This window comes from Vibrio alginolyticus NBRC 15630 = ATCC 17749, assembly GCF_000354175.2.
Lineage (GTDB): Bacteria > Pseudomonadota > Gammaproteobacteria > Enterobacterales > Vibrionaceae > Vibrio > Vibrio alginolyticus.
The window spans coordinates 628,929-652,272 of record NC_022359.1 but is presented as its reverse complement, the minus strand read 5'-3'; the positions used below and the strand labels follow the sequence as shown (position 1 = coordinate 652,272).

Annotated in this window: 20 protein-coding genes; 7 read left to right on the top strand and 13 right to left on the bottom strand. The window is 46.0% G+C overall.

Annotated features, from left to right (window positions below; all coding sequences use genetic code 11):
• Positions 1–148 precede the first annotated feature (148 nt).
• The 4 genes from N646_RS18260 to N646_RS18245 all read right to left on the bottom strand — a co-directional run bounded on the left by N646_RS18260 (position 149) and on the right by N646_RS18245 (position 4,802).
• Positions 149–1,129 (bottom strand): OmpA family protein, encoded by a 981-nt coding sequence (locus N646_RS18260; protein WP_005374035.1) that lies wholly within the window; start codon positions 1,127–1,129, stop codon positions 149–151.
• Between the two features lie 455 nt (positions 1,130–1,584).
• On the bottom strand, positions 1,585–2,709 hold the full coding sequence (locus N646_RS18255) for a M14 family metallopeptidase (protein WP_017819760.1): 1,125 nt from the start codon (positions 2,707–2,709) through the stop codon (positions 1,585–1,587).
• 113 nt (positions 2,710–2,822) lie between these two features.
• Positions 2,823–4,223 carry an FAD-dependent oxidoreductase gene (locus tag N646_RS18250; RefSeq protein WP_017819759.1) on the bottom strand — a complete coding sequence of 467 codons (1,401 nt, stop codon included), beginning with the start codon at positions 4,221–4,223 and terminating at the stop codon, positions 2,823–2,825.
• A 219-nt stretch (positions 4,224–4,442) separates the two neighbouring features.
• Positions 4,443–4,802 carry a DUF3316 domain-containing protein gene (locus tag N646_RS18245; RefSeq protein ID WP_017819758.1) on the bottom strand — a complete coding sequence of 120 codons (360 nt, stop codon included), beginning with the start codon at positions 4,800–4,802 and terminating at the stop codon, positions 4,443–4,445.
• 412 nt (positions 4,803–5,214) lie between these two features.
• Between N646_RS18245 and N646_RS18240 the strand changes: the two genes are divergently transcribed.
• Positions 5,215–6,141: a VirK/YbjX family protein gene (locus N646_RS18240; RefSeq protein WP_005374042.1), complete on the top strand. Its 927-nt coding sequence runs from the start codon at positions 5,215–5,217 to the stop codon at positions 6,139–6,141.
• Between the two features lie 12 nt (positions 6,142–6,153).
• Entirely contained in the window at positions 6,154–6,705 is a 552-nt protein-coding gene (locus N646_RS18235) for an outer membrane beta-barrel protein (RefSeq protein WP_017819757.1), read from the top strand.
• A 68-nt stretch (positions 6,706–6,773) separates the two neighbouring features.
• Here the strand turns inward: N646_RS18235 and N646_RS18230 are convergent, their stop codons facing one another.
• The 5 genes from N646_RS18230 to N646_RS18210 form a co-directional block, all read right to left on the bottom strand.
• Positions 6,774–7,679, bottom strand: coding sequence for an EamA family transporter (locus tag N646_RS18230; protein ID WP_017819756.1), 906 nt, complete (start codon positions 7,677–7,679; stop codon positions 6,774–6,776).
• 66 nt (positions 7,680–7,745) lie between these two features.
• The gene (gene phnR, locus N646_RS18225; RefSeq protein WP_005442366.1) at positions 7,746–8,450 is read right to left on the bottom strand and encodes a phosphonate utilization transcriptional regulator PhnR; all 705 of its coding nucleotides are present in this window, start codon (positions 8,448–8,450) and stop codon (positions 7,746–7,748) included.
• 9 nt (positions 8,451–8,459) lie between these two features.
• A complete protein-coding gene (locus N646_RS18220; protein ID WP_017819755.1) occupies positions 8,460–10,184 on the bottom strand; it encodes a putative 2-aminoethylphosphonate ABC transporter permease subunit in 1,725 nt (574 codons plus the stop codon).
• 8 nt (positions 10,185–10,192) lie between these two features.
• Positions 10,193–11,299, bottom strand: a complete 1,107-nt coding sequence (locus N646_RS18215) for a putative 2-aminoethylphosphonate ABC transporter ATP-binding protein (protein ID WP_017819754.1) — start codon at positions 11,297–11,299, stop codon at positions 10,193–10,195.
• Between the two features lie 259 nt (positions 11,300–11,558).
• Positions 11,559–12,569 (bottom strand): putative 2-aminoethylphosphonate ABC transporter substrate-binding protein, encoded by a 1,011-nt coding sequence (locus N646_RS18210; protein WP_005384363.1) that lies wholly within the window; start codon positions 12,567–12,569, stop codon positions 11,559–11,561.
• Between the two features lie 267 nt (positions 12,570–12,836).
• Here N646_RS18210 and phnW point away from each other — a divergent pair, with 267 nt between their 5' ends.
• The 3 genes from phnW (at position 12,837) to phnX (ending at position 16,242) form a co-directional block, all read left to right on the top strand.
• Complete coding sequence (phnW, locus tag N646_RS18205) at positions 12,837–13,940, top strand: 2-aminoethylphosphonate--pyruvate transaminase (RefSeq protein ID WP_017819753.1); 1,104 nt, start codon at positions 12,837–12,839, stop codon at positions 13,938–13,940.
• A gap of 26 nt (positions 13,941–13,966) precedes the next feature.
• A complete protein-coding gene (locus tag N646_RS18200) occupies positions 13,967–15,346 on the top strand; it encodes an aspartate aminotransferase family protein (protein WP_017819752.1) in 1,380 nt (459 codons plus the stop codon).
• Between the two features lie 80 nt (positions 15,347–15,426).
• On the top strand, positions 15,427–16,242 hold the full coding sequence (gene phnX / locus N646_RS18195) for a phosphonoacetaldehyde hydrolase (RefSeq protein WP_017819751.1): 816 nt from the start codon (positions 15,427–15,429) through the stop codon (positions 16,240–16,242).
• An 85-nt stretch (positions 16,243–16,327) separates the two neighbouring features.
• Here the strand turns inward: phnX and N646_RS18190 are convergent, their stop codons facing one another.
• Positions 16,328–16,690 (bottom strand): hypothetical protein, encoded by a 363-nt coding sequence (locus N646_RS18190; protein ID WP_017819750.1) that lies wholly within the window; start codon positions 16,688–16,690, stop codon positions 16,328–16,330.
• Positions 16,691–16,699: 9 nt separating this feature from the next.
• Positions 16,700–18,730 (bottom strand): S8 family serine peptidase, encoded by a 2,031-nt coding sequence (locus tag N646_RS18185; RefSeq protein ID WP_017819749.1) that lies wholly within the window; start codon positions 18,728–18,730, stop codon positions 16,700–16,702.
• Between the two features lie 466 nt (positions 18,731–19,196).
• Here N646_RS18185 and N646_RS18180 point away from each other — a divergent pair, with 466 nt between their 5' ends.
• Complete coding sequence (locus N646_RS18180; RefSeq protein WP_017819748.1) at positions 19,197–20,453, top strand: type 2 secretion system lipase; 1,257 nt, start codon at positions 19,197–19,199, stop codon at positions 20,451–20,453.
• Between the two features lie 155 nt (positions 20,454–20,608).
• On the opposite strand, the gene N646_RS18175 is transcribed toward N646_RS18180, so the two are convergent.
• Positions 20,609–21,208, bottom strand: a complete 600-nt coding sequence (locus tag N646_RS18175) for a TetR/AcrR family transcriptional regulator (protein ID WP_017819747.1) — start codon at positions 21,206–21,208, stop codon at positions 20,609–20,611.
• 111 nt (positions 21,209–21,319) lie between these two features.
• On the opposite strand from N646_RS18175, the gene N646_RS18170 reads away from it, so the two are divergent.
• Positions 21,320–21,862 (top strand): carboxymuconolactone decarboxylase family protein, encoded by a 543-nt coding sequence (locus N646_RS18170; protein WP_005374097.1) that lies wholly within the window; start codon positions 21,320–21,322, stop codon positions 21,860–21,862.
• A gap of 96 nt (positions 21,863–21,958) precedes the next feature.
• Here N646_RS18170 and N646_RS18165 read toward each other — a convergent pair whose 3' ends face one another.
• Entirely contained in the window at positions 21,959–23,335 is a 1,377-nt protein-coding gene (locus N646_RS18165; protein ID WP_021035914.1) for an efflux transporter outer membrane subunit, read from the bottom strand.
• Between the last annotated feature and the right edge of the window lie 9 nt (positions 23,336–23,344).

Genomic DNA, 23,344 nt, shown 5'->3' with positions numbered 1-23,344 from the left:
GATGAAGGTGCTGAGTTTACGTATGTTGAGCATATGTCAAAGCGTCCCGATATAACTATGTTTCTACACAACTACTTAGTTTGTTAAGCGGGATCAAAAAAGCCAGCGTGATACACGCTGGCTTTTGGAACTTTATCTTAAGCAGGAATTATTCTGCTTTTTCAGTTGTTTGGTATTCAAACGCAGGAACAACCACTTCAACACGACGGTTCATTTGACGACCTTGACGTGTCTCGTTGCTTGCCACTGGGTTAGCTTCACCCATGCCTTTCACTGTCATACGCTCAGCCGCAATACCTTTTGCTTGGAACTCGTCAGCAACGGCTTTTGCACGTTTTTCTGTGAGTTGCTTGTTGTAAGCAGCAGAACCTGTCGTATCGCTGTAACCCGTGATCTCAACTTGAGCTTGTGGGTAAGTATTCATCAAATCAACGGTACCAGAAAGGTTCGACGCGTCTTTCACTTCTGCACTTTCTAAGTCGAATTGTACTGTCGCTGTTGTTTGAGCAGGGTAAACGTGATCTACAATGCGTGTTGCAGGACGTGCTTCTACCACCTCTTCAACGGCTTTTTCTTGAACGACTGGCTCAGAACCAAACTTGTAGTTGAAACCGATACCGAAGAAATCTGAATCCATGTCTTCAATTACATCATCAGACATATCTTGGTAGCGTTGGTATTCAGCACGTAGGCTCCAGTTGTAGTTGATTTGGTATTCAGCACCCAGAGAGCCAGTTGGTACGAAATCTTTCTCGTCACCAGCCATCATGTATGCAGCACCAACTTTCGCGAATAGATTCCAAGAATCCGTTAGCGGTAGGTTAAATTTAGGAGCAAGCGTCAACGCCCAAAGATCACCATCAACGGTGTTTAGGCCAGGCTTTTTGAAGTTTGCAGTGAAGTCACCAAGGTAATCAACACCATACTCTGCTGCAACGTACTTGTTGAAGCTGTAGCCTAAGTGCATAGATGCTGCAAAACTGTCGTCGTCACAAGGTTCGTTCAGGTAACACGCATCGTTTAGAGAGTTGTAACCTACTTTACCGCCCATGTAAGTGTCAGCAAGTGCAACGTTTGAGATCACACCACCAGCAAGTACAGTAGCCACTGCTATAGCGATTTTTTTCATTATTCTTTTCCTTTTTCTTGTACACAAAGCAACACACCGCGGCAGCATACTGCCGTAAAATATGAAGCCGTAACTTTCTCTTTTCTTCGAATAGAAATAGCTAAATAGCGTAGGAAAGAATCAAAAATGATATTCAAACGCCAATGACGTAAAACGGAAAAAGGTAACCTCAAGACCATCTATTCATGAGCTTCATCCGCATACCCAACCGAAAAATAAAGTTCGTTGCGTTGGTTTAGCCATAGTCAATTCGTTGCGGAGAATATCACAAAGAAGCCAACTTTCTGTGACGCAAATCACCATAAAAAGCCACTTTCTCAAATTTAAGAATCATCATTTAAGCTTGTGAATGGCAACAAATTTTTACAGGGGAGCGTGGATATGGAGAGCACAAAAAAACAGCTCATTTAAAATGAGCTGTTTTCGAAATAATGAAAAAGCGTTAACTCGTCGCGCTAAATTTTATCCGCTACGGTTAACGTTGCAGCTAATACATCTTGTCCAAACAAGACACTACGCTCAGGAGACCAACCGTAAAGTGGATCTGGGTGATTGTTGTTATCTTTAAATGGCATTTCGATTGTGTAAGACAAGCATTTGAACTGCTCTGCAACCCAATTTGAACCGACCGTCAAATTCGCTTTACCAGGCTCATCTTTATCGTAACCAATCTCATCTTGGAACTCTGGCGTAATAGTCAGTAACGCTTGCTTAAATGATGTCTCTAAAGCGGCAAGATTTTCATCGTAAGAAGGAATACCTTCTGAGCCAGCGACGAAGTTATACGGAATCGCTTCATCGCCATGAATATCTAAAAACATGTCAACACCCGTTTCCAGCATGCGCTGACGCACAAGGTAGACTTCTGGGCTCTTTTCCATTGATGGCGTTTGCCATTCACGATTTAGGTTTACACCTACTGCGTTGGTACGCAAGTGACCGCGAATACCACCGTCTGGGTTCATATTTGGTACGACGTAAAGCACCGCTTTTTCAAGCAATGCACGCGCAACCGTGTCGTTTTCATCTAACAGACGTTGGATCATACCTTCCATGAACCATTCCGCCATGGTCTCACCTGGGTGCTGACGTGCAATCATCCAGATTTTCTTTTTGCCTTCTTCTGGCTCACCGAAAGTAAGCAAGCTCATGTCATTGCCATCTAGCGTATGACCAAGCGTCTCTAGTTGGCAGTGGTGCGCGCTTTGTGCCATGTGTAACAAGTCTAAATGGCGATCGTACGTGTATGGCGCAAAGTACGCGAAGTAAATTGAACTGCGCTCAGGGATTACAGTGAAAGTCAGCGTGTCGCCATCGAACTCTGCCGGTACTCGGAACCATTCTTCACGATCGTAAGACGCAACCACATCGTAACCTTGCCATCCTTCTGGATAAGCCGATTTAGCCAAATCAAGCAATTTGATGGTGTGCGATTGCTCAGCTTCTGTCTCAAGACGGAAGTGGAACCACTGGTAGAATTCCGACATATTGTCGTTAGGAATTTTGAGTTGGATGTCGTTTTTGTCGTCCGCTTTCACTACGTGAATGCTGCCGCTATCGAAGTTGCTGAATACTTTCATTTTATGACTCACCTTTTAAATCTGAGCTTGAAAGACAGAGGCTAACACAAGGCTTCATCGCGCCCCAATGACTTTCACTGCAAACTGTCTCGTTTGTGGCTAAAGTCTTCAGTTTAGTCAAGCTTATCCGCTTTGCCTGCTGGTCCTGCAAGTTTTGCTAGCCGCTTATCCCAGATAAACGGCGTTTTCTCGTTATCTTCTGCTTCCTCTTTTCGACGTACCGCGTTGCGCACTATCATAGCCCCGGTCCAGCGAAGCGGTTCTGGTGGGAAACACCCCAACGGTCCTTTGGCTAAACCACTGTTCGTCCACTCGTTATCGATTCCCAATATCAATGAAGATAGGATCTTTCCGCCCATGCGAGTCTGCGCTACACCATTGCCTGAATAACCAAATCCGTAAAAGATATTGCTCTGTTTATCTAGCTCGCCGAAAAAAGGGAAACCAGTAGCAGAACGATCAGAGCCCCCCGTCCATGAATAAGCAAACTCCTCGCCTCTCAAACGAGGAAACAACTTATCGAACGACTTACGCAGTAGACCTTGGTAGCGTGTTGGCTTGTTAAACATTACGTCAACTTGGTTATTGAAAGAAAACTGATTGCCGCCTTTCCCCAACATCAAACGGCCATCTGGCGTATCTCGGTAATAGTGCACAAAAATACGAGAATCCAACACACTAGAACCTACCTGCCAACCAGATTGAGGTAGTGCGTCACCAAGCGGCTTGGTGATCACCATGTCGGAAGAGACCACCACGATACTGTTTTTAAACTGTTTAAACTGCTCCACCATCCATGCGTTCAATGCCAACACCACCTGCTGCGCTTGAACATTTCCTTTAGGTGTACAGACAGTGGCAGGTTTTCCATAATCTAAACGCGTCATCGGCGTATTCTCATAGATTTCAACACCCAACTCCATTGCGACGCGTCTTAATCCTCTCGCCAATAAAGCAGGTTGAACGCTGGCTGCAACTGGAGAGTGAAAGCCTTCTATATTGCGCGGCGATCCCGCATTGGCACGCAGTTCCTCCACCGAGCAACGACGCCAACTGTTCACTTCTAATCGCTTTAACTCGTCCACAACTGGCTGCATTCCCCCAGTTTGAGCCGGATTGGTTGCAGTGTAATAAACCCCTTTTAACGATAATTGCGCATCGATGTTGTGCTGCTGACAAAAGTCGTCAATCTCTAGCACTGCTTGTTCCGACTCTTTTACTAACCAAGCAGCATGTTCTTCACCGAATAACCGTTTCAATGTCGGGAACTTGGTAGACCAAGTCAGCATACAACCGCCGTTTGCGCCCGATGCACCACTGCCACATAAGCCCTTTTCGATAACAACCACCTGTTTTGCCGGAGATTGCTGCTTAATCATAATCGCGGTCCAAAGTCCGGTGTATCCGCCACCAACAATCGCAACGTCAGTATTAATGTTCTGCTGTAACGGTTGTGGCGTTTCTGGTTGCTCAGCTTCAATTGCCTGCTTGAACCAATATGAATGATGTGTCATCGGGTATCCTCGTTAGTGCGTTACATCCATTTCCGCAAACACTTTACAAACGATGATGACAATCAACGAGCAAGAAAATCTAACGCTGAGCGATAGAAAATGTTGCACTGAGAGTGTGAAAATTTTCGCTTTCGACAAAAACAAAATGGGGAGCTCGTGGCTCCCCAAAACAAACAGCAAAAAATATTAGTAGTAAACAATTCAAGTCCGTCTTACTGGTTAGTATTTACCGGTATCACGCATGCGGTACTCGTATTGAACATTGAGAATAGGCTGGTAAACAACTTGCCCGTCACTTTGCAAGAACTCATTTACCATGACTTTTGAGTCAGTGATAGAAAACGATTGGCGATCAACATACGTTGTAAGGCTCGTAAACTCATCACGGAGTTGTCCAGATGATTTATTTTGGTAGCTTTGGATCATGTCTCGGCCCATTTCATAAGCCGCTTGTTTGCTATCCATTACGTCGCCATGGATAGTTTCGGTATCGTTTGTCCACTGATAACCACCAGCAAGAGCCATAGAAGGTGCAGCAATCAGAGCAATCGTACTTGCTAAAGTTGTTAAGCGTTTCATAAACCTCTCCTTACTTACCTTTACATCGGGCCAAAATTGGCTCGATACTTATAAGGTACGTATAAAGACCTAAAACACGTCAAAACAATTTCAAATAATGTTCAATTTTCGTTCAACTTATTTCACATTAACTTAGCAACTCAACGTCATATTCAGCCGACATTCGCATTTTCTTTCTTTTGAACAATGGGTTTCAACCTGACACTTCCTTACCAAACCATACAATACCTAAGGTCAATTTTCTCTTAGAATTTCAGCAAAAGAACAGTGTTCAAAACCTTACACAAACGTCGGACACAGCAAAAACCACCTCTTTTCAGTCGTGCTTTGCATTCCTCCTTTTCGGGTTCTTCGCTGCTCGTCCGTCGGTTCTTAATTGTCGCTATTGAGCACAAGTTAATCTGGAGTGAAAATGACCGCGAACAAATCCATTTTTTACCATAGCAAATCGATTTACTCAGATGATTATGCTGATGTCTACAAGCCAATTTGGACCTACAGAGCTAAGTTCATCTTACGTGCGCTTTATTACAAACGTGCATTTAAGCACCTTTCAGACAATATTGAATCGTCATTGTTAGAGTTGCTTTGTACACGTACGCATCGGTTTTTAGAGAAACCGTTTCGTCCGTATATCATCAAAAACAACTCAGCGTTCGATCGTTCTAACTTGGTAGTTGATCACTATAAAACTATTTCAGAACTGTTTTCTAAACAAACAATCGAAGAAATCTACACAGACTCGAAAGGCCTAACATTAGCCTCTTTTGAAATTGACGAAATCCTGTACTCGGTGAGATTAGTATACGAAGCACGTTATCAAAAAGAAGGCGATATGAGCCTAGTGCTGCACAGCGCTGAAGATGGCAACTTCTACACGCTCTCTTTTACGCTCGGTCACATCGAATCTGGACGCAGCATTATGATTGGCGGCTTACAAGGACCGCGAAGCAGTGAAGAAAACAACGCGAAAATTAAAAAGCTAACTCGTAAGCTTTACGGACAGAGACCAAAAAGCTTGATGGTGAGCTTGCTCACTTTGCTCGCACAAATTTGGGAAGTGAACACGATTCTAGCAGTGAAAACGCAGTCCCATACTTACGCAGCTAAGCGCTACAGCAAAGGGCGAATCAAAACGGATTACGATGCACTCTGGCAAGAATTGGGCGGCACCGAATACAATCGTCATTTTTACTCAATTGATGTAAATGCACCCCGTCGAGATATCGAAGGCATGTCGCGCTCTAAGCGTTCGATGTATCGTCGCCGTTATGAATGGCTAGACAACACCAAGGTCACTTTCGAACAAATATTAAAAGGCGAGCAAGCTAAAAGCTAAGGAGAAGCGTTCATGCGTTATTCATTCATTACTGCTTTAGTGTTGTCGGCTTTTTCTTTGTCAGCCAATGCAGAAACCAGTGAGCACATCATAGGTACAAACATTGGCTATGGCGATGTGAACTACGATGCGCCGACAAGCAAAGAATCAGGCGACATGTTCTTAGGTGAAATATATTACCGCTACATGCCAACACATAACTTTGGTATCGAAGCAGGTTATAAAGGCGCGTTTGACGGTATCGGCTCGATACTCGTGAGTCCGATTTCAGAAGTCACCGATACGAGCTTCTCCGGACCTCGCTTGAGTGGCTATGCTAGCTATCCTCTGGGTTCAGGTTTCGAACTGTACGGCAAGGCAGGTGTCACTCTCTACACTCTCGAATACACTTATAAAATGAACGGTCAGAGCAAGAACATCGAACACTCAAGTGTCGGAGGTGAAGCGGCTGGCGGTATCGGCTGGAGCTATAAACACTTTGGTTTGAATGCAGAATATGTGTACTCAAAAAACAGCGATTTTGACTCTAGCGGCGTGATGTTTGGTGCGCAACTGCGTTTTTAAACAAGGCTTACAAGTTAATACAAAAGGCAGCGAGAGGCTCATTCGCTGCCTTTTTTCGTGAATATAGGTCAATACGCAAGCGCGAGAATGATCCCCGCCACGATAGAAGTAACGCCAAGCCCTCGGGTGAGATACCATTTCTCAGACAAAAACCAAATCCCCATAAACAATCCAAACACAATACTGATTTGCCTTAGTGCTACGACCAAACTCACGTTGTCGGTCATGGTCATCGCAAACAGCACCAAGCCGTAGGTGGATGCCATCATTACCCCTGCCATGCTGGCTATTTTTCGGATATGCCAGGCTGTCTTAATCTCATCTGGCTTGCCCGTAACCAAGCACCACACAAGGGCAGGAATACCAATTGCCCAAAACTGCACGCCCAAATAGAAGATTGCACTGTACTGATCATTCAAGATCTCTGATGCTTGTCCTGTGAGTAAACTCAGCGCTTCTTTATCAACCACGGAGTAACCCGTTGTGCCTATTGCGGCAATTAATGCCCAGAACACACCGACATTCAAATAAGAGCTCAGCGTCATCTGACGAAAGTTCGTCAGTGGTACCAGCATACAACCAAGGGTTATCAGCAAGAATCCAAGCCACTGCTGACTGGATAATTCATGCCCTAATGCCACACTGATTGCGCCGACCATCATCACAGGCAGTGCCCGAGCAATCGGATAAACCACGCCCACGTCTGCGTGCTTATAAGCGACAATCAAGCCGACCAGATAGACCATTTGTGAAATGCCGCTAATGAACAGCAATCCCCAAAACTCACTCGGTAATGATGTCCAGCCAATGGTTGCCAAATACCAAATCAAATAAGGGGTAAGAATGAAACATGCTGAAAAGCTGGCGGCCATAGTAAACGCAAGTCCAGAACCTGAGTTGCTTTTACCAAGGATATTCCAGCCCGCATGGAGAACAGCAGAAAAAACGACGAGACCAATCGCCAACAAATCCATTTCAATGTTCCTGTCTGAATAAAATAAAGGCCCCGAGATGGAGCCTTAGATAATGAGAAAATCCACTTAACGATTGAGTTCCGCCAGAGATTCAATGCTGATGGCATCGTGTCGCCAATACTCGATATCGCAATCAATCAACTCACCATGCTGGTTGTAGTTGATGCGCTCCACTACCATCGCTGGCGTACCGGCTGTCGCACGCAATGCCTGAGCCATTTCACCCAACAAAGTACTGGTTGAAATGCGGTAGCGAATCTTTTGATACGTCACGCCATAATGATCGCGGTAAATGTCCGTCAGTGAATTTGATAAATCGTAGTCCAGCAGGTTCGGAAACAGCTCTGGGCGAATGTAGTTTGTTACGAATACCACAGGTCTATCTTCAAGGTATCGCACTCGGTCGACTCGATACACGTCCGAGAAAGGCTGCAAGTCCAGCAAGCGCGCGGCTTGTTTGTTTGCCAACGTTCCTTTTGCTGCGACCAACTCCGTTTTTGGCACACGATTTTGCGCTTTCGCCATGTTCGGGAAGTTCAGCGTTTGGGTTGGGTCGTAACGCAATGGCTCAGGTGAGATAAACCAACCTCGGCGATCTTCGCGATAGATTCGACCTTCTGCTTCCAGCAGTGATAAAGCTTCACGCAGAGTGACGCGTGTAGTATCGAACGACTCCGCCAACTTACGCTCTGCTGGCAGTTTTTGACGCGGCGATAGCATGCCCGCTTCAATCTGTTCAACAATCGAATCTTTAATTTTTACGTATTGCACGAAGTGTCCTTATCTTTTGCGCCAAGCTTGTGTGCGATTCTCTAACAATTTACCCAAAGTCATCTGAACAATCTTCGCAATTGCGGCAGCAATCATGATCATCACCGCCATTGCCGCTGCAGCGCCAGTTTGACCTGCATCGTCCATATTCAGAATCGAGACCGAAGCCGGAATCGTATCGGTTGAGTAAAGGAATACTACCGCAGAAGTGGTGGTCAATGCATTAACAAACAAGTAAGTCGCAATGTCCAAAATCGCAGGTAAACACACAGGTAATGTCACTTTAAAGAACAACTTGTATTGAGGAAGCTTCACCGATGCCGCCGTGGCTTCAATCTCCGATGGCAACTGCTTTAGCGCTGTCAGGGCAGTCATGTGACCTACTGTGTAGTAATGGACTACCGTGTTAATCACCAAGAATGCCATGGTGCCATAAAGCACGTTCAAAGGATTGTTCGCATCATTGAAGTAAAAGATGTAACCCAAGCCAAGCACCATACCAGGAACCGCCATTGGCACCACGCTAAGCATTTGCATCACTTGACGAATTGGACCAAACGCACGTCCTTTCTCAATGCAGTAAGCACCGACAAAGATGATGGCTGTACCAATAACTGCCGTCCAACCTGCCAGCGTTAACGAGTTGAAGAATGGGCTCCAACCGTAGGTGCTCATTTCAGCAAAGTTGTAGTTGTTTAGCGTCAGCGCTTTGTTCCAAGGCCAGAACGTAACTAACGAGCCATACACCGCCATGCCAAGCACAGCCAACACTGCGATAGAAATGATGCAGCAGTAAACCAAACAAATGCTGTCGCGCGCTTTGTTGGGTTCTGGCTGATAAGGCACCGAGCGCGTGTCGAATAAGCTCTTTTGTTTTTTCTGTACCCAGCGGTCTGCACCGAACGCCATTACCGCAGGGAATAACAACATAATGCTGGTTACCGCACCCATGGCAAAGTTTTGCTGTCCCACAACTTGCTTGAAGATGTCAGTCGCCAGAACGTTATAGCTGCCACCAATCACTTTCGGCACACCAAAGTCCGTGATAACCAGTGTAAAAACGACGATAAGCGTACTGATCAAACCGTATTTCGCCGCAGGTAACGTCACCATAAAGAAGGTTTTGATGGGTGAAGTTTTCAGTGCGCGGGCTGCTTCATACAAGCGGGCATCTGAAGTGCGCAGCGACGTGGTTAAGATCATCAATGCATGAGGAAAGGTCCAGAAGATCAAACCCATCGAGATACCAATTACGCCATAAATCGAGTTTCCCAACAGCATTTCTTTGGCAATACCTTGATTACCGAAAAGGAAGATCAAACTGATCGCCGGCAACAACGAAGGCGCAAGGATTGGCGCAGTACCTAAGATTTGGAACAAACCTTTAAACGGCATGCATGAACGAGTCAGCGCGTAGGCATACCCAAACGCAAGTACACCCACCACCGAGGTTACAATCACGCCCAAAGTGAAGGTGTTGCCCACCGACACCCACAAGCTTGAAGAGGAAAAGTACGTCGCAAAGTTTGCCAATCCAACAAATTCGCCATTGGCATTTTGCACACTCTTGGTCAACATTGCCCAAAGCGGCATTAAGATGAACAGCACCATCATGGTCGACAAACCAGCGAGCAAACCGAACAACACAAGGTTGTCGCGGCTAACACGTCCGAGTAAGGATTTTGCTTTGTCTTGTGTGGTCAGGCTATTCATCGTCATTGTCTTCGCATCCATGTTTACACCTACGCCGCTAGCGCTTTATCAACCGAGGGCACGGCGTAACCATGCAGCCCTTCTTCAGCAAACTGGATGTAACGTACATCGCCCGCTTTGATATTGAGTTTTTGAACCGTTTCCACGGGCACATCCACTACGATGGTTTTCGTTGAGCTGTCGTTTTGCAATACACAATCAATGCGGAAAAACGCCCCCAGAAACTCGGTTGCGGTAACTCGCACTGGTAAAGAGTTGTTGTAGTTTTCAACAAACTTGATGCTTTCAGGACGCACCGCAAGGTCGAAGCGGTCACCACGTTCGATCTTACGATTGGTCAAGCTTGGCGCTGGCATTAAGGTTTCTGCAATGCGTATTTGGGAATCCGTTGCGACTGAGGTTTCAATAAAGTTCATGCTGCCGACAAACTCAGCGACAAAGCGCGTGGCTGGTTGTTGGTAGATCTCTTGAGGTGTGCCGACTTGCTCAATCACGCCATGGTTCATTACCACGATACGATCCGCCATCGACAGCGCTTCGTCCTGATCGTGCGTAACCATGATGGTGGTGATGCCAAGCTGACGTTGCAGCTTACAAATCTCGTCACGTAAGTGAACACGTACTTTTGCATCCAGCGCTGACAGCGGCTCATCAAGTAGCAGTAGACCCGGAGACAACGCTAATGCGCGAGCGAGTGCTACACGCTGCTGTTGACCACCAGAAAGTTGGTTAGGGAATTTCTCGCCAGAGGTTGGAAGACCAATGGTTTCTAACCAGTAATCTACTTTCTCTAGCGCTTCTTTGGTCGACATACCTTGGTTCTTCAAACCCACTGCAATATTCTCTTGCACAGTTAGGTTCGGAAACAAAGCATAAGATTGGAATACGATGCCGAAATCGCGCTTCTCTGGTGGTAGGAATGTGGTCTCTTGACCGTTTTGAAAAATCGCACCAGACGTTGGCAAGTCTAAACCTGCAATGGCACGTAGCAGAGTGGTTTTACCGCAGCCAGAAGGACCAAGAAAACAAACGAACTCGCCCTTTTCAATCGCTAGCGAGATTTTCTTTAATGCAGTGAACTGTCCGAATTGCTTCACTACATTTTCGATATTTAGGTAATGTTGGTTAGTTGACATAACACACGCTCCAAATGGTATATACCAACTTTAGTTTTGGAGTGTTACGTTCCAATGACAAATTTATAGCCAGAAGATGACAAATAGATGAAGGGAGATGAGAGTGGTAATTAGAGATTCCCGACTTTCTTAAGTCCGTCATTCCAGCGAACCTAGGTGAGACTAGGAATCTACTTGCAGCAAACTCTGAAATAACAGAGAAAACAAAAAATCCACCTCAACCGAGGTGGATTTCAACATTCAACTCAAGCAAATTCAATTAAGACTTTGGCTCTGATTTCGCGTCGAACTTCTCAGACCATGCCGCTAGAATCTCTGCACGCTTGCTGCCCATTTGCGCGAAGTCCATCTTCGCCATGTTCTCTTGAACATTCGGGAAGTTAGATACAGTCGCTTTCACTTCTTTATGTGCAACCACTGGGTACATTTCTACGTAAAGCTCGTTTGCCGCTTTAGAGATTGACCAGTCGACAACACGTTTCGCTGCATCAGACTCTTTTACTAGACCAACCGCTTCTGATTCCCAGCCGATGCCTTTTGGTGTGATAACCGCTAGTGGTGCACCTTGTGTTTTCAGCTTCGCGCCGCGACTTGCCATAGAGATACCGATAGCCACTTCGCCCATACCCGCCTGAACACATGGCTTAGAACCAGAGTGTGTGTAGTGAGCAATGTTTTTGTCTAAGTCACGCATGTAGTTCCATGCCTGATCTTCACCCATGTTTTGTAACCAAGCAGACACCTGCATGTAACCAGTACCTGAAGAAGCTGGGTTAGGCATAGCAATGTGACCTTTATAAACTGGCTTAGTGAGGTCTTCCCAAGACGTTGGCTTAGGCAGGTTAAGTTGTTTGGCAACCGCTTCGTTGAAACAAACTGCGTTAAAGAACGCATCGTTACCGAACCAAGCTTGGTTTGATTGAGGGTCGTTTAGATTCGCGTGCAGCTCTTCCAAACCTTTTGGTGTGTAAGGCTTAAGAAGACCTTCATCTTTAAGCAGTGCCATTGACGAGCCAGCAAGACCCCAAACCACTTCTGCTTGAGGGTTATTCTTTTCTGCCAGCAATTTCGCCGTCATGATACCTGTTGAATCACGAACCCACTTAATCTTGATATCTGGGTTGTCTTTCTCAAACGCAGACTTGTATTTAGCAAGAATGTCAGTTTCGAAAGCGGTGTAAACCGTCACTTCCTGTGCAGCCATTGCATTGGTAGCAAGCAGAGAGACAAGCGCAGCCAGCGATCCTTTCATCAAACGGTTTTTCATCATTTTCTCCAGTTAATTTGGCTAAGTTTTCATTTTGGTCTGTACCAGTTGACGATATACACCCTACTGAGCCTTTGTGACGAAATCATGACCATAAAATGGCAGTTTTGAGAAAATTATCGATAAATAGGCGACCAACTGATCGGTGAAATTTTGGATATTAAAGTTTTATGAAATTCACTGAATGGCTATTTACGACCCTTTTTCATCCTTGTTAGAGTGAACTCAATTTTGGTGTAGACCAATTAAATTATTCTGATGGAAATCGAGATGAAAAACGAATACCTACTACTGACTCCTGGCCCTTTATCCACTTCTGAAAGCGTTCGTGAAGCCATGCTTAAAGACTGGTGTACTTGGGATGATGAATACAACAAAGACATTGTCGAAGTGATCCGCACTAAGCTTGTAAAACTGGCAACCAACCAAGACGGCTACACCAGCGTACTAATGCAAGGCAGCGGCACTGCGTCGGTAGAAGCCACGATTGGCAGCGCCATTGGCAAAGATGGAAAATTGTTGGTTGTCGACAACGGTGCTTACGGTGCGCGTATCGCCCAGATCGCTGATTACCTAAATATTCCATGCCATGTTGTTTCCCCAGGCGAAACATCACAGCCACACTTGAACGAGGTGGAAACTGCATTGGCATCGGACCCTGCTATCACACACGTGGCGATTGTTCACTGTGAGACAACCACTGGCATGCTTAACCCAATTGAGGCATTTGCTTCTGCGGCAAAAGCGCACGGTAAAGTGGTGATTCTCGATGCCATGTCGAGCTTCGGCGGGATTCCTATCGATATCGCAGAACTAGGCATCGATTTTATGATCAGCTCTGCAAACAAATGTATTCAAGGCGTGCCGGGCTTTGGCTTTGTGATTGCGAAACAAACGGAACTCGAAAAGTGCCAAGGTCAGGCACGTTCTTTGAGCCTTGATCTTTACGACCAGTGGCACTGCATGGAAGTGAACCACGGCAAATGGCGTTTCACGTCTCCTACGCACACGGTTCGCGCTTTCTACCAAGCATTACTAGAGCTGGAACAAGAAGGCGGCATTGAGGCTCGTCATAACCGTTACCAAACTAACCAGAAAACACTGGTTGCAGGTATGCGCTCTCTTGGTTTCGAACCGCTACTGAGTGATGACCTTCACTCGCCAATCATCACTTCTTTCTACTCTCCAACACACAGTGATTACCAATTCAAAGCGTTCTACACGCGTTTGAAAGAGCAAGGCTTCGTGATTTATCCGGGTAAAGTATCGAACGCAGATTGCTTCCGTATCGGCAACATTGGTGAAGTTTACCCAGCAGATATCGAGCGCTTAATCGGTGCGATTGAAAAAGCAATGTACTGGCAAGTTGCGTAAAGCAGCCTTCTGGTTGAGAGAGCGTTATGACTCAGAACATCAAACCGACCCATTTTCGTAGTGAAGGCGATGTCAACACGACACCGGCGCGCCAAGCTTGGAATGCATCGATGGACGACGAACGCACGCAAGCATTGTTGAAGCGTGATTCGGAGGTCTTTCTTCATCAAGCCATGTCGACGCCTTGCTTAGATAACTTGGAAGCAGCGGAAGGCATCTACATCCAAGATGCCACGGGCAAAAAGTACATGGACTTCCATGGCAATAACGTCCATCAATTGGGCTACGGTCACCCGCATGTGATTAAACGAGTGCAAGAGCAAATTGCCAAACTGCCGTTTTCACCACGTCGTTTTACCAACGAGACCGCGATTGAATGCGCCGAAAAACTCACCCAAATCTGTGGCGGCGAATTGAACCGCGTGCTGTTTGCTCCGGGTGGCACATCTGCGGTTGGCATGGCGCTTAAACTAGCGCGCCACATCACGGGCAACTACAAGGTGGTGTCTCTGTGGGATTCCTTCCACGGCGCATCATTGGATGCCATTTCAGTAGGTGGCGAAGCGTGTTTCCGCCAAGGCATGGGACCATTAATGGCAGGTGTTGAACGCATTCCACCAGCAGTGTCTTACCGTGGTGCTTTCCCAGTTGCCGACGGTAGCGATGTGCATTATGCCGACTACCTTGAATACGTGATTGAGAAAGAAGGCGGCGTGGGCGCATTTATCGCAGAAGCGGTCCGCAACACGGATGTTCAAGTGCCGAGTAAAGCCTACTGGAAACGCATCCGCGAAATCTGTGACAAACACAATGTCATGCTGATCATCGACGACATCCCTAACGGCATGGGTCGCAGCGGTGAATGGTTTACCTACCAAGCCTACGACATCGAGCCAGATATGCTCTGCATCGGTAAAGGTTTAGGCGGAGGCCTAGTGCCTATCGCAGCCATGGTAACCAAAGACAAATACAACACCGCCGAGCAAATCTCCATGGGTCACTACACTCATGAGAAAAGCCCTATCGGTTGTGCTGCAGCACTGGCAACCATGGAAGCCATTGAGCAAGGCGGCTTACTAGATAAAGCCAAAGCCGACAGCCAGTTCATGCGTGAAAAGCTGCTAGAGATGAAAGCCAAATACCCAGTGATTGGTGATGTGCGTGGCATCGGCATGTTATGGGGAATTGAACTGGTTACTGACCACGAAAGCAAAGCACGCGCGTATGACGAAGCGGAAGCTGTGCTGTACCAATGCCTCAACAATGGGGTGAGCTTCAAGGTATCGCAAGGTAACGTGATTCAACTCAGCCCACCGCTGATCATCACCCGCGAACAACTGACAGAAGCGTTGGCGATCTTCGAAGAAGCGATCGCCAAAGTGTGTAAAGACTTTAACTACTTCTAACCTCAACAAAAACCAATTGATTCAGAGTGCAGTTCAAACGTGTAGGCAAGCGCTCTGGCAAGTAAGAAAAAGGATTGAACATGAACAAATCACCAATTCAAGCAGTGATCTTTGACTGGGCTGGCACTATCGTCGATTTCGGCTCTTTTGCACCAACCAGCATCTTTGTGGAAGCATTCAAACAAGGCTTTGATTTCGAAATCGACCTTGAAGAAGCGCGCGAACCAATGGGGCTTGGCAAGTGGGATCACATCCAAGCAGTGGGTCGTATTCCTGCCGTTGATAAGCGCTGGAATGAGAAGTTTGGTCGCTCAATGACCAGCGAAGACATCGACGCTATCTACGCAGCATTTATGCCGCTGCAAAAAGCAAAAGTGGCAGACCACGCAGAGCCAATCCTTAATGCGATTGAAGTTGTAAACGATCTGAAAGACAAAGGCATCAAGATCGGTTCTTGTTCTGGTTACCCCCGCCAAGTGATGGACGTGCTGATTCCAGTGGCGGCGGATTACGGATACAAACCGGATTACGTAGTAGCAACGGATGACCTGCCTCAAGGTGGTCGCCCAGCACCATTTATGGCACTGAAGAACGTGATTGAGCTGAATGTAACGGACGTTAACGCGTGTATCAAAGTGGATGACGCAGCCCCAGGCATCGATGAAGGTCACAACGCCGGTATGTGGACCGTTGGCTTGCTGCTTTCTGGTAACGAAGCAGGTCTAACGTTTGAAGAATACCAAGCTGCGGACGAAGCAACGCTTAATGCCGCTCGTGAAAAAGCGCGTGCAAAATTGCTCAAGAGCTCGCCGCACTACCTCATCGACACCATTGCTGACTTCCCAGAAGTGGTTGCAGATATCGAACGTCGCCTAGCAGCAGGTGAGCGTCCGTAATCTTCATCTTCCACTAACAAATGAAACAAACGCCCCTCACGTGAGGGGCGTTTTTCTTTTTGGCACTATCTTAAGGAGGTTTGGCTTATTGAAGCGTATTTCCGTTAGATAGCAGCTTTCTTGTCGGCTCTTGCTCAGTGTATTCGACCGCATCGTGATCCGCGAGCTTATCGACTTCCGCCTGTTCACCCACCACAATCAACACATGTTGTTTCACCAGAGCATCGACCACTTCAATGTTGTGCTGACGAAGAAGCGCTCTCACTTCGCTCTCTTTTCCTTCATGATACTTAACAAAGTAACGTGCAGGTTGCTGCTCGGCTTGATCTTGGCGTTCATCCACGAGAGGAAATCCTTGATTGTTTGCCAAGCTGCTTGAGCTCAGTCCGATTGCCAATAGTGCGGTAGCGCCTACCACAGACAAAGAAAGTAAGGTCAACTTCTTCATAGTCACTCCTTATTGAAAGGTCAGAGTCCAACTGTTGATGGTGCCTGTGTCTCTTCTGGCACTGTCCACCGCTTTTAGTTCCCATGTACCTTGCGATTCAAAACCAGAAAAATCCGCTTGGAACGTGTTTTTTATATCGTTAGCGCTGCCGCCAGTATTATTGTGAAGTACAACTTCTCCACCAGTCGGTGACGTTAAAGTCACTCGTAGATCACCGATGTAAGTGTGGCTAATATCAACGTCAATACTTACTGTGCCTGAATCACCAGAGCGATCGACTTCTACTGCACTGATTGCGCCAGAAGATTTATTATCTGGAATCGCAACAGGGCTGGTATTTGAGAAGCTAGAGTCCGAAGAGCTACCACCATCAGGTCCATTACAGCCAGCGTCCAAGAACAGCTTCGCCGCTTCAGCATTAACTAGGCCGTGGCCAGTACGGTTGTCTCGACCAGCAACATCAATATCTGTTGCAGTTTTCACTAGGGCATTACGTACTTGCGCTGCTGTACAGGTTGGGTGGTAACTCCACACCAAGCCAGCTACGCCCGTTACGTGCGGTGTCGCCATTGATGTACCATTGTAGTACTCGTAATCTTCACCAGAGGTTGTTGCAACAGTAATTTCCTGACCAACATACCCCAATAGCTCTTGACCAAATGCACGATCAACCGTTACCGAAACCATACGATAAGCGTTGTTTGTGTCTACCAAGAAAGGGTTTTGTAAACCAGGTAGTTCAGAGTTGCTGTATACGATTGCAGCTCGCGCACCCGCATTGTAACAAGCCTGAACCGCATCTACTTCAGGGTAGTTTCCTGAAGACTGGTTGCCGATACGCTCAGTCAAACAAATTTTGCCCGACATATCACCACAGTTAAAGTTACCGCCAGAGACATCACAGCTATCTAGCGTTGCCGTTACTGAACCCGCGATTGGATCCGGAACATACGAAGAACCGTTATTGATCAAACGATTGTGAGGAACAATCCCACGATCAAACTGGCTTACACCATTCAAGGTAATATCAGAAAGTTTACCTTCACCTACCGTAACCGTTGATAAGATCGCCACACCCGGGCCTGAGATCTCAACTTGATTAGTAGATTGTGAGAACGCCGCATGATCATTTTGATTATCAACAGCCGCAACAGACATCACTGAGTCATAAGAAGCTGGATAGCTGTGCGCTGTATTGCCATCATTACCCGCAGCGGCGATCAATAGAACGCCTTGATCGTAAATATTTTGCAGTGCATTTTGCTCAGTTCGGCTTGATTGACTACCACCAAGGCTCATGTTCACAACGTTAGCACCATTATCGGCACAGGTCTGGATTGCTTTAACAAGCCCAGATGAGTAACCCCAACCCGATTCGTTAAATACTTTCACGATGTGCAAATTAACATTCTGGTTTGGCATCACACCCTTTACACCTTCGGTGTTGGCAATCGCAGCAATCGTACCCGCGACGTGAGTACCGTGGGCATTGTTGTTACCCGGATCACTCCATGATCCCGTACCACTATCGTTAGTACCAGCAACGCGGTTACCGCTTAGGTCGTTGTGCGAAATGTCGTACCCTGAATCGATAATACATACAGTGCGATTACCCGCATTGAAGTCAGCTAACAGTTGAGCATTAACCGCTTCATATCCCCATGGGGTCGTTTCGCTGAGCAAATAGCGAGGTGGATCGACTTCCACGTATTCCACATCACTACGGTTGCGAAGCGGCTCTAAGTCATCGCCATCCAATTCAACGCTGTAAATGGCGCGATTGCCCAGTTTTTCCACCTTACGTGCCTTCACCTGTTCTAGAGCAGACTCCTGCGCGATTCGTGGCCCCCAGAATGAGTTACCCCCCATTGAAGAACGGCTGACTGCATCTTCTTTGAATTTGACGATGTACTTCGTCGGTAACTTAGATTCATCAAATCCCATTGGTGGAGCCGCAAACGCTGACATCGAAGTGGTCAGTGCTATTGCTACGGCAGACAACGAAAATAAGCCTTGTTTTTTACTTGTTGTGTAGTGCATTTGCCCTATTCCTTATTTGAGCTAATTTTTATTCACTATATTCTCATGAAAAGTCATCATCATGATGTTTACATGAGAGCTTCAGCTATAGTTTACAGAGCAAAAATGCCAAACAATTTGTTTCATGAATATACAAATTTGTACAAAAGATCATTCAATAAACACTTTAAGTTAACATCAAAAATCATCAACAAAACCTTATAAAGCAATTACTTAATTAACAAAAAGTGAATGTTAAATTAATGTTAGTGAGTAATTATTCTAAATATCACCCATTTAATCGATTGCTATGCTGAATGGATTTTTTGACCGTGGTGCCAAAACTGAAATATTGAATATTTAGTTGTTGACTGTCTTGAGCATTTACTCAGAATTAGAAGGTTTAGTGAGAAAAATTCTCATCTAAATACTGTTATAGCCGAGCGTATTCACGCATTCGGAACAATAACCATTACAAGAAGAGTGAATGATGAAAAAAACAATCACACTATTAACTGCATTACTTCCGCTTGCCTCCGCCATTGCAGAGGAGCCAACTTTATCACCGGCAATGGTTTCTGCGGCTGAAGTGGTTAGCGCGCAAGAAAATCAAACTTATACGTACGTTCGATGCTGGTATCGTACGAGCCACTCTAAGGACGATGCGGCTACCGATTGGAAATGGGCAAAAAACCAAGATGGTAGTGACTTCACTATCGATGGTTATTGGTGGAGCTCTGTCTCATTTAAAAACATGTTCTACACCAATACCTCACAAAACGTAATTCGCCAGCGTTGTGAAGAAACACTAGATCTAGCGAACGAGAACGCAGACATTACATTTTTTGCTGCTGACAATCGTTATTCTTATAACCACACGATCTGGAGCAATGATGCTGCAATGCAACCAGATCAAATCAACAAGGTAGTGGCTTTGGGCGATAGCTTGTCTGATACAGGCAACATCTTTAACGCGTCCCAATGGCGCTTCCCTAACCCGAATAGCTGGTTCTTGGGTCACTTCTCAAACGGTTTTGTTTGGACGGAATACGTTGCTAAAGCCAAAAACTTACCGCTATACAACTGGGCAGTTGGTGGCGCAGCAGGTGAAAACCAATACATCGCGCTAACTGGTGTCGGCGAACAAGTTTCTTCTTACTTAACCTACACAAAGCTGGCGAAGAACTACAACCCTGCTAACACATTGTTTACGTTAGAGTTTGGTTTAAATGATTTCATGAACTACAACCGTAGCGTGCCGGAAGTAAAAGCGGATTACGCTGAAGCTCTGATTCGTTTAACAGACGCTGGCGCGAAGAACTTCATGTTGATGACACTGCCTGATGCAACCAAAGCACCACAGTTCAAATACTCAACACAGGAAGAAATTGAAACGATTCGTGCGAAAGTATTGAAGATGAACGAGTTCATCAAAGCACAAGCGATGTACTACAAAGCCCAAGGCTACAACATCGCATTGTTTGATACACACGCACTGTTTGAGAAGTTAACCTCGGCACCAGAAGAACACGGTTTCGTAAATGCAAGCGACCCTTGCTTAGACATCAACCGTTCATCCTCTGTTGACTACATGTACACTCACTCATTACGTTCTGAATGTGCAGCATCTGGCGCAGATAAGTTCGTGTTCTGGGATGTGACTCACCCAACCACAGCAACGCATCGTTATGTGGCTGAAAAAATGTTAGAAAGCAGCAATAACTTAGAAGAGTTTCGCTTTTAATAAGCCGTTGTTGTTCATTGCAAATTAATCTGCATAAAAATGACCACGATGCTTCGTGGTCATTTTTTATCGATATCGAACCCCGATAACGGTTTTATTTGAGCTCACTTACTTCAAGCCGTTGATTTAGAGACGTTGACTTTGAGCAGCCTCATTCAGCTTTCTGTTTTTGGTACGTTACCGCGGAAGCTGTCCACCATAATAGAGATCAACGTCTTTAAGGTTACATCATCACTGCGGTATGAGTAGGCTCGTATACCCGTAAACTGAACCTGGAACAACTGAGCAAGAAGCAATGTATCCTGGGCTTCAATTTCGCCATTCTCGATTGCTCGCTCAAACAGCTTTGCAAGAAAAGATTCAAATTGGTTTGCTAAGCTGATTGTTTGATTGCGCAGCGCATTAAAATCCTCAGCAAATTCACTTGCTGATTTGACTAACATGCACACTTCACTGGGATTGGAGTCTCGCTGATTGATAACCACATCAATCGCGAAAGCTTCTATTGCATCTAGAACCGTTGTGTTCTGAGCTAAATGCAACTCAAACAGGGCTTGCAAGTTCGCAACGTACATTTTTAGCGCTTCACAATATAGCCCCTCTTTTGACCCAAACGTCGCATAAATACTTCCAGGACGCAGATTCACGCTATCTTGTAAATCACGTGTAGATGTTGCATGAAAACCTTTCTTCCAGAATAGATCCGAGGCGGCTTTCACCACTTCATCACGTTGGAATTTCTTTGTATTCGCCATGAGCAATTATCAATTTTGAACATATGCTCAATTTTATATTGAGCGACCGCTCAAAATCAACTATCCTGTTCTTGCCTAATCCGCTCATATCCAATTACAGGAGATTTAAACATGGCAGAATTTAAACTGTATACCGCAGAAAACGCACCCGAAGGATCAAAGCACCTGATTGAAAATTCAGTCAAAGCGTTTGGCATGCTACCAAACCTTCATGCTGTTATGGCTGAAGCGCCAACCTTGCTTGAGGGTTATCAAGTTGTGCATGAGCTCTTTCAACAAACATCATTTAACGCAGAAGAATTGACCGTCGTATGGCAAACCATCAACGTTGAACATGGTTGTCACTACTGCGTTCCTGCTCATAGTGCGATCGCGGCGTCAATGAAAGTGGATCAGGAGATTGTCGATGCTCTCGTCAACCAAACACCATTGGCAGACGAAAAACTTGAAACACTACGAGAGACAACGCTTCAAATGGTGCGCCAACGTGGTGTAGTTGAAGAGTCTCAGATAGAGAAATTCTTTGCGGCGGGTTACGGACAGCAGCAACTGCTTGAAATTGTTCTTGGTCTAGCGCAAAAAGTGATGAGTAACTACACCAATCACCTAGCTGACACCCCGGTTGATGCACCTTTCAAGAAGTTCGCCAAGTAACTTAAGCTTTTATTACTGGTCCCATTCATGGGACCAGTAATACCTTCAAAAAAAGCTTTGTTGCATGGCGCTTCGCTAGTGTGTGCTGACCCCTAATTACAACGGCGCAACGTCGGTTCCTCCTAAAGACTGGTAAAGCGTAACCTGAGTGAGAAACTGGTTGTAGCGGTTCTCCAACAAAGAAGCTTGTGCGTTTCTGGTGTCTTCTTGGGCATTCAAATAGTCCATGATCGATGTCGAGCCATACTGATACCGCGCAGCATAAATGGACTCAGCGGCACTTGCGGCATCATATTGTTCTTGTAAACGCGCCGCTTGATACTTCAATTTTTCTCGTGCTGACAAGGCATTTTCGACATCTTGGAAGGCGGCGTACAACACTTGGCGATAGCTCACAATGGCCGATTGATAGTCTAAATCGGCAATGGCTTGGCTGTTTTTCATCTCATTCCACTGCAAAAACGGTAGCGTCATATCCGCACCTAAGCTGCCAATCGGGTTGGAAAGCAGGTCTTTAAGCGCTTGTGATGATCCACCCAGAGCCCCAGTGAGCGTCAGCTTGGGCAAGTAGTCCAAATCTGCTGCGTCTTTATTTGCTAGCGCGGCTTTGACTTCATAAATCGCTGCTTTAATGTCGGGTCTGCGGATCAATAAATCAGACGGAGCACCAACACTCAACGATGGCATATCGCCTTCAGGCAGCATTTGGATGTTTACACTAATGCTCTTCGGCGGTTGATTGAACAAAATCGCAAAGGCGTTGTTTGCCTCAAGTAAACTCTGTTCAAACTCACTTTGCTGCGCTTGTAAGCTTGCCAACGTACGTTTGGCTTCAAGCACATCTAACTGATCCACAGCGCCAAGTTGGTACTGTTTTTCAATCAATTGTAGCGTTTGAGCTGCGTCTGCCACATTACGCTGACTGAGGTTTAAGCGCTGTTTCAGATAGCCGATTTGCCAATATAACGATGCCGTCGTTGCCACCAAACTTTGTGCGGTCGCCTCGCGATCTTGTTGACTTGCCATCGCCGTCCACTTGGCTTGGTCAACGTCTGCCGAGATTTTTCCCCACAAATCCAACTCGTAATTGACGGACAAGTTAGTGCTGTAGCTATCTGCCGATTCCCCGCTATCAAGAGATTTTTGAACTTGTCCTGATGTGGAAGAACTCAACGTAGGGAAAAGGTCATCTTGCGCTAAACCCAGCTGTAAACGCGCTTTCTTTAGCGTTAGCGTTGCCAGCGTCAAATCGTTGTTTTGAGCCAACACCTGAGTAATGTATTGATTAAGCGTTGGGTCGTTAAACGCCAACCACCAAGGATCCATACTGACATCACCCGCAACATGCATCTGTTGCCAATTTGCAGGCACTTGCACCTCAGGAGCTTGATAGTCACTACGCATAAGCGACCCACAACCTGACAACCACACTGCACTTAAGGCAGCCGCGACCAATCGAGTTTTGAATTTCATTGTGTTACT

Excerpts from the sequence above, each read along its gene's own strand:
- N646_RS18260 (WP_005374035.1), bottom strand. The coding sequence starts at position 1,129 with ATGAAAAAAATCGCTATAGCAGTGGCTACTGTACTTGCTGGTGGTGTG.
- N646_RS18255 (WP_017819760.1), bottom strand. The coding sequence starts at position 2,709 with ATGAAAGTATTCAGCAACTTCGATAGCGGCAGCATTCACGTAGTGAAA.
- N646_RS18250 (WP_017819759.1), bottom strand. The coding sequence starts at position 4,223 with ATGACACATCATTCATATTGGTTCAAGCAGGCAATTGAAGCTGAGCAA.
- N646_RS18245 (WP_017819758.1), bottom strand. The coding sequence starts at position 4,802 with ATGAAACGCTTAACAACTTTAGCAAGTACGATTGCTCTGATTGCTGCA.
- N646_RS18240 (WP_005374042.1), top strand. The coding sequence starts at position 5,215 with ATGACCGCGAACAAATCCATTTTTTACCATAGCAAATCGATTTACTCA.
- N646_RS18235 (WP_017819757.1), top strand. The coding sequence starts at position 6,154 with ATGCGTTATTCATTCATTACTGCTTTAGTGTTGTCGGCTTTTTCTTTG.
- N646_RS18230 (WP_017819756.1), bottom strand. The coding sequence starts at position 7,679 with ATGGATTTGTTGGCGATTGGTCTCGTCGTTTTTTCTGCTGTTCTCCAT.
- N646_RS18220 (WP_017819755.1), bottom strand. The coding sequence starts at position 10,184 with ATGGATGCGAAGACAATGACGATGAATAGCCTGACCACACAAGACAAA.
- N646_RS18215 (WP_017819754.1), bottom strand. The coding sequence starts at position 11,299 with ATGTCAACTAACCAACATTACCTAAATATCGAAAATGTAGTGAAGCAA.
- N646_RS18210 (WP_005384363.1), bottom strand. The coding sequence starts at position 12,569 with ATGATGAAAAACCGTTTGATGAAAGGATCGCTGGCTGCGCTTGTCTCT.
- phnW (WP_017819753.1), top strand. The coding sequence starts at position 12,837 with ATGAAAAACGAATACCTACTACTGACTCCTGGCCCTTTATCCACTTCT.
- N646_RS18200 (WP_017819752.1), top strand. The coding sequence starts at position 13,967 with ATGACTCAGAACATCAAACCGACCCATTTTCGTAGTGAAGGCGATGTC.
- phnX (WP_017819751.1), top strand. The coding sequence starts at position 15,427 with ATGAACAAATCACCAATTCAAGCAGTGATCTTTGACTGGGCTGGCACT.
- N646_RS18190 (WP_017819750.1), bottom strand. The coding sequence starts at position 16,690 with ATGAAGAAGTTGACCTTACTTTCTTTGTCTGTGGTAGGCGCTACCGCA.
- N646_RS18185 (WP_017819749.1), bottom strand. The coding sequence starts at position 18,730 with ATGCACTACACAACAAGTAAAAAACAAGGCTTATTTTCGTTGTCTGCC.
- N646_RS18180 (WP_017819748.1), top strand. The coding sequence starts at position 19,197 with ATGATGAAAAAAACAATCACACTATTAACTGCATTACTTCCGCTTGCC.
- N646_RS18175 (WP_017819747.1), bottom strand. The coding sequence starts at position 21,208 with ATGGCGAATACAAAGAAATTCCAACGTGATGAAGTGGTGAAAGCCGCC.
- N646_RS18170 (WP_005374097.1), top strand. The coding sequence starts at position 21,320 with ATGGCAGAATTTAAACTGTATACCGCAGAAAACGCACCCGAAGGATCA.
- N646_RS18165 (WP_021035914.1), bottom strand. The coding sequence starts at position 23,335 with ATGAAATTCAAAACTCGATTGGTCGCGGCTGCCTTAAGTGCAGTGTGG.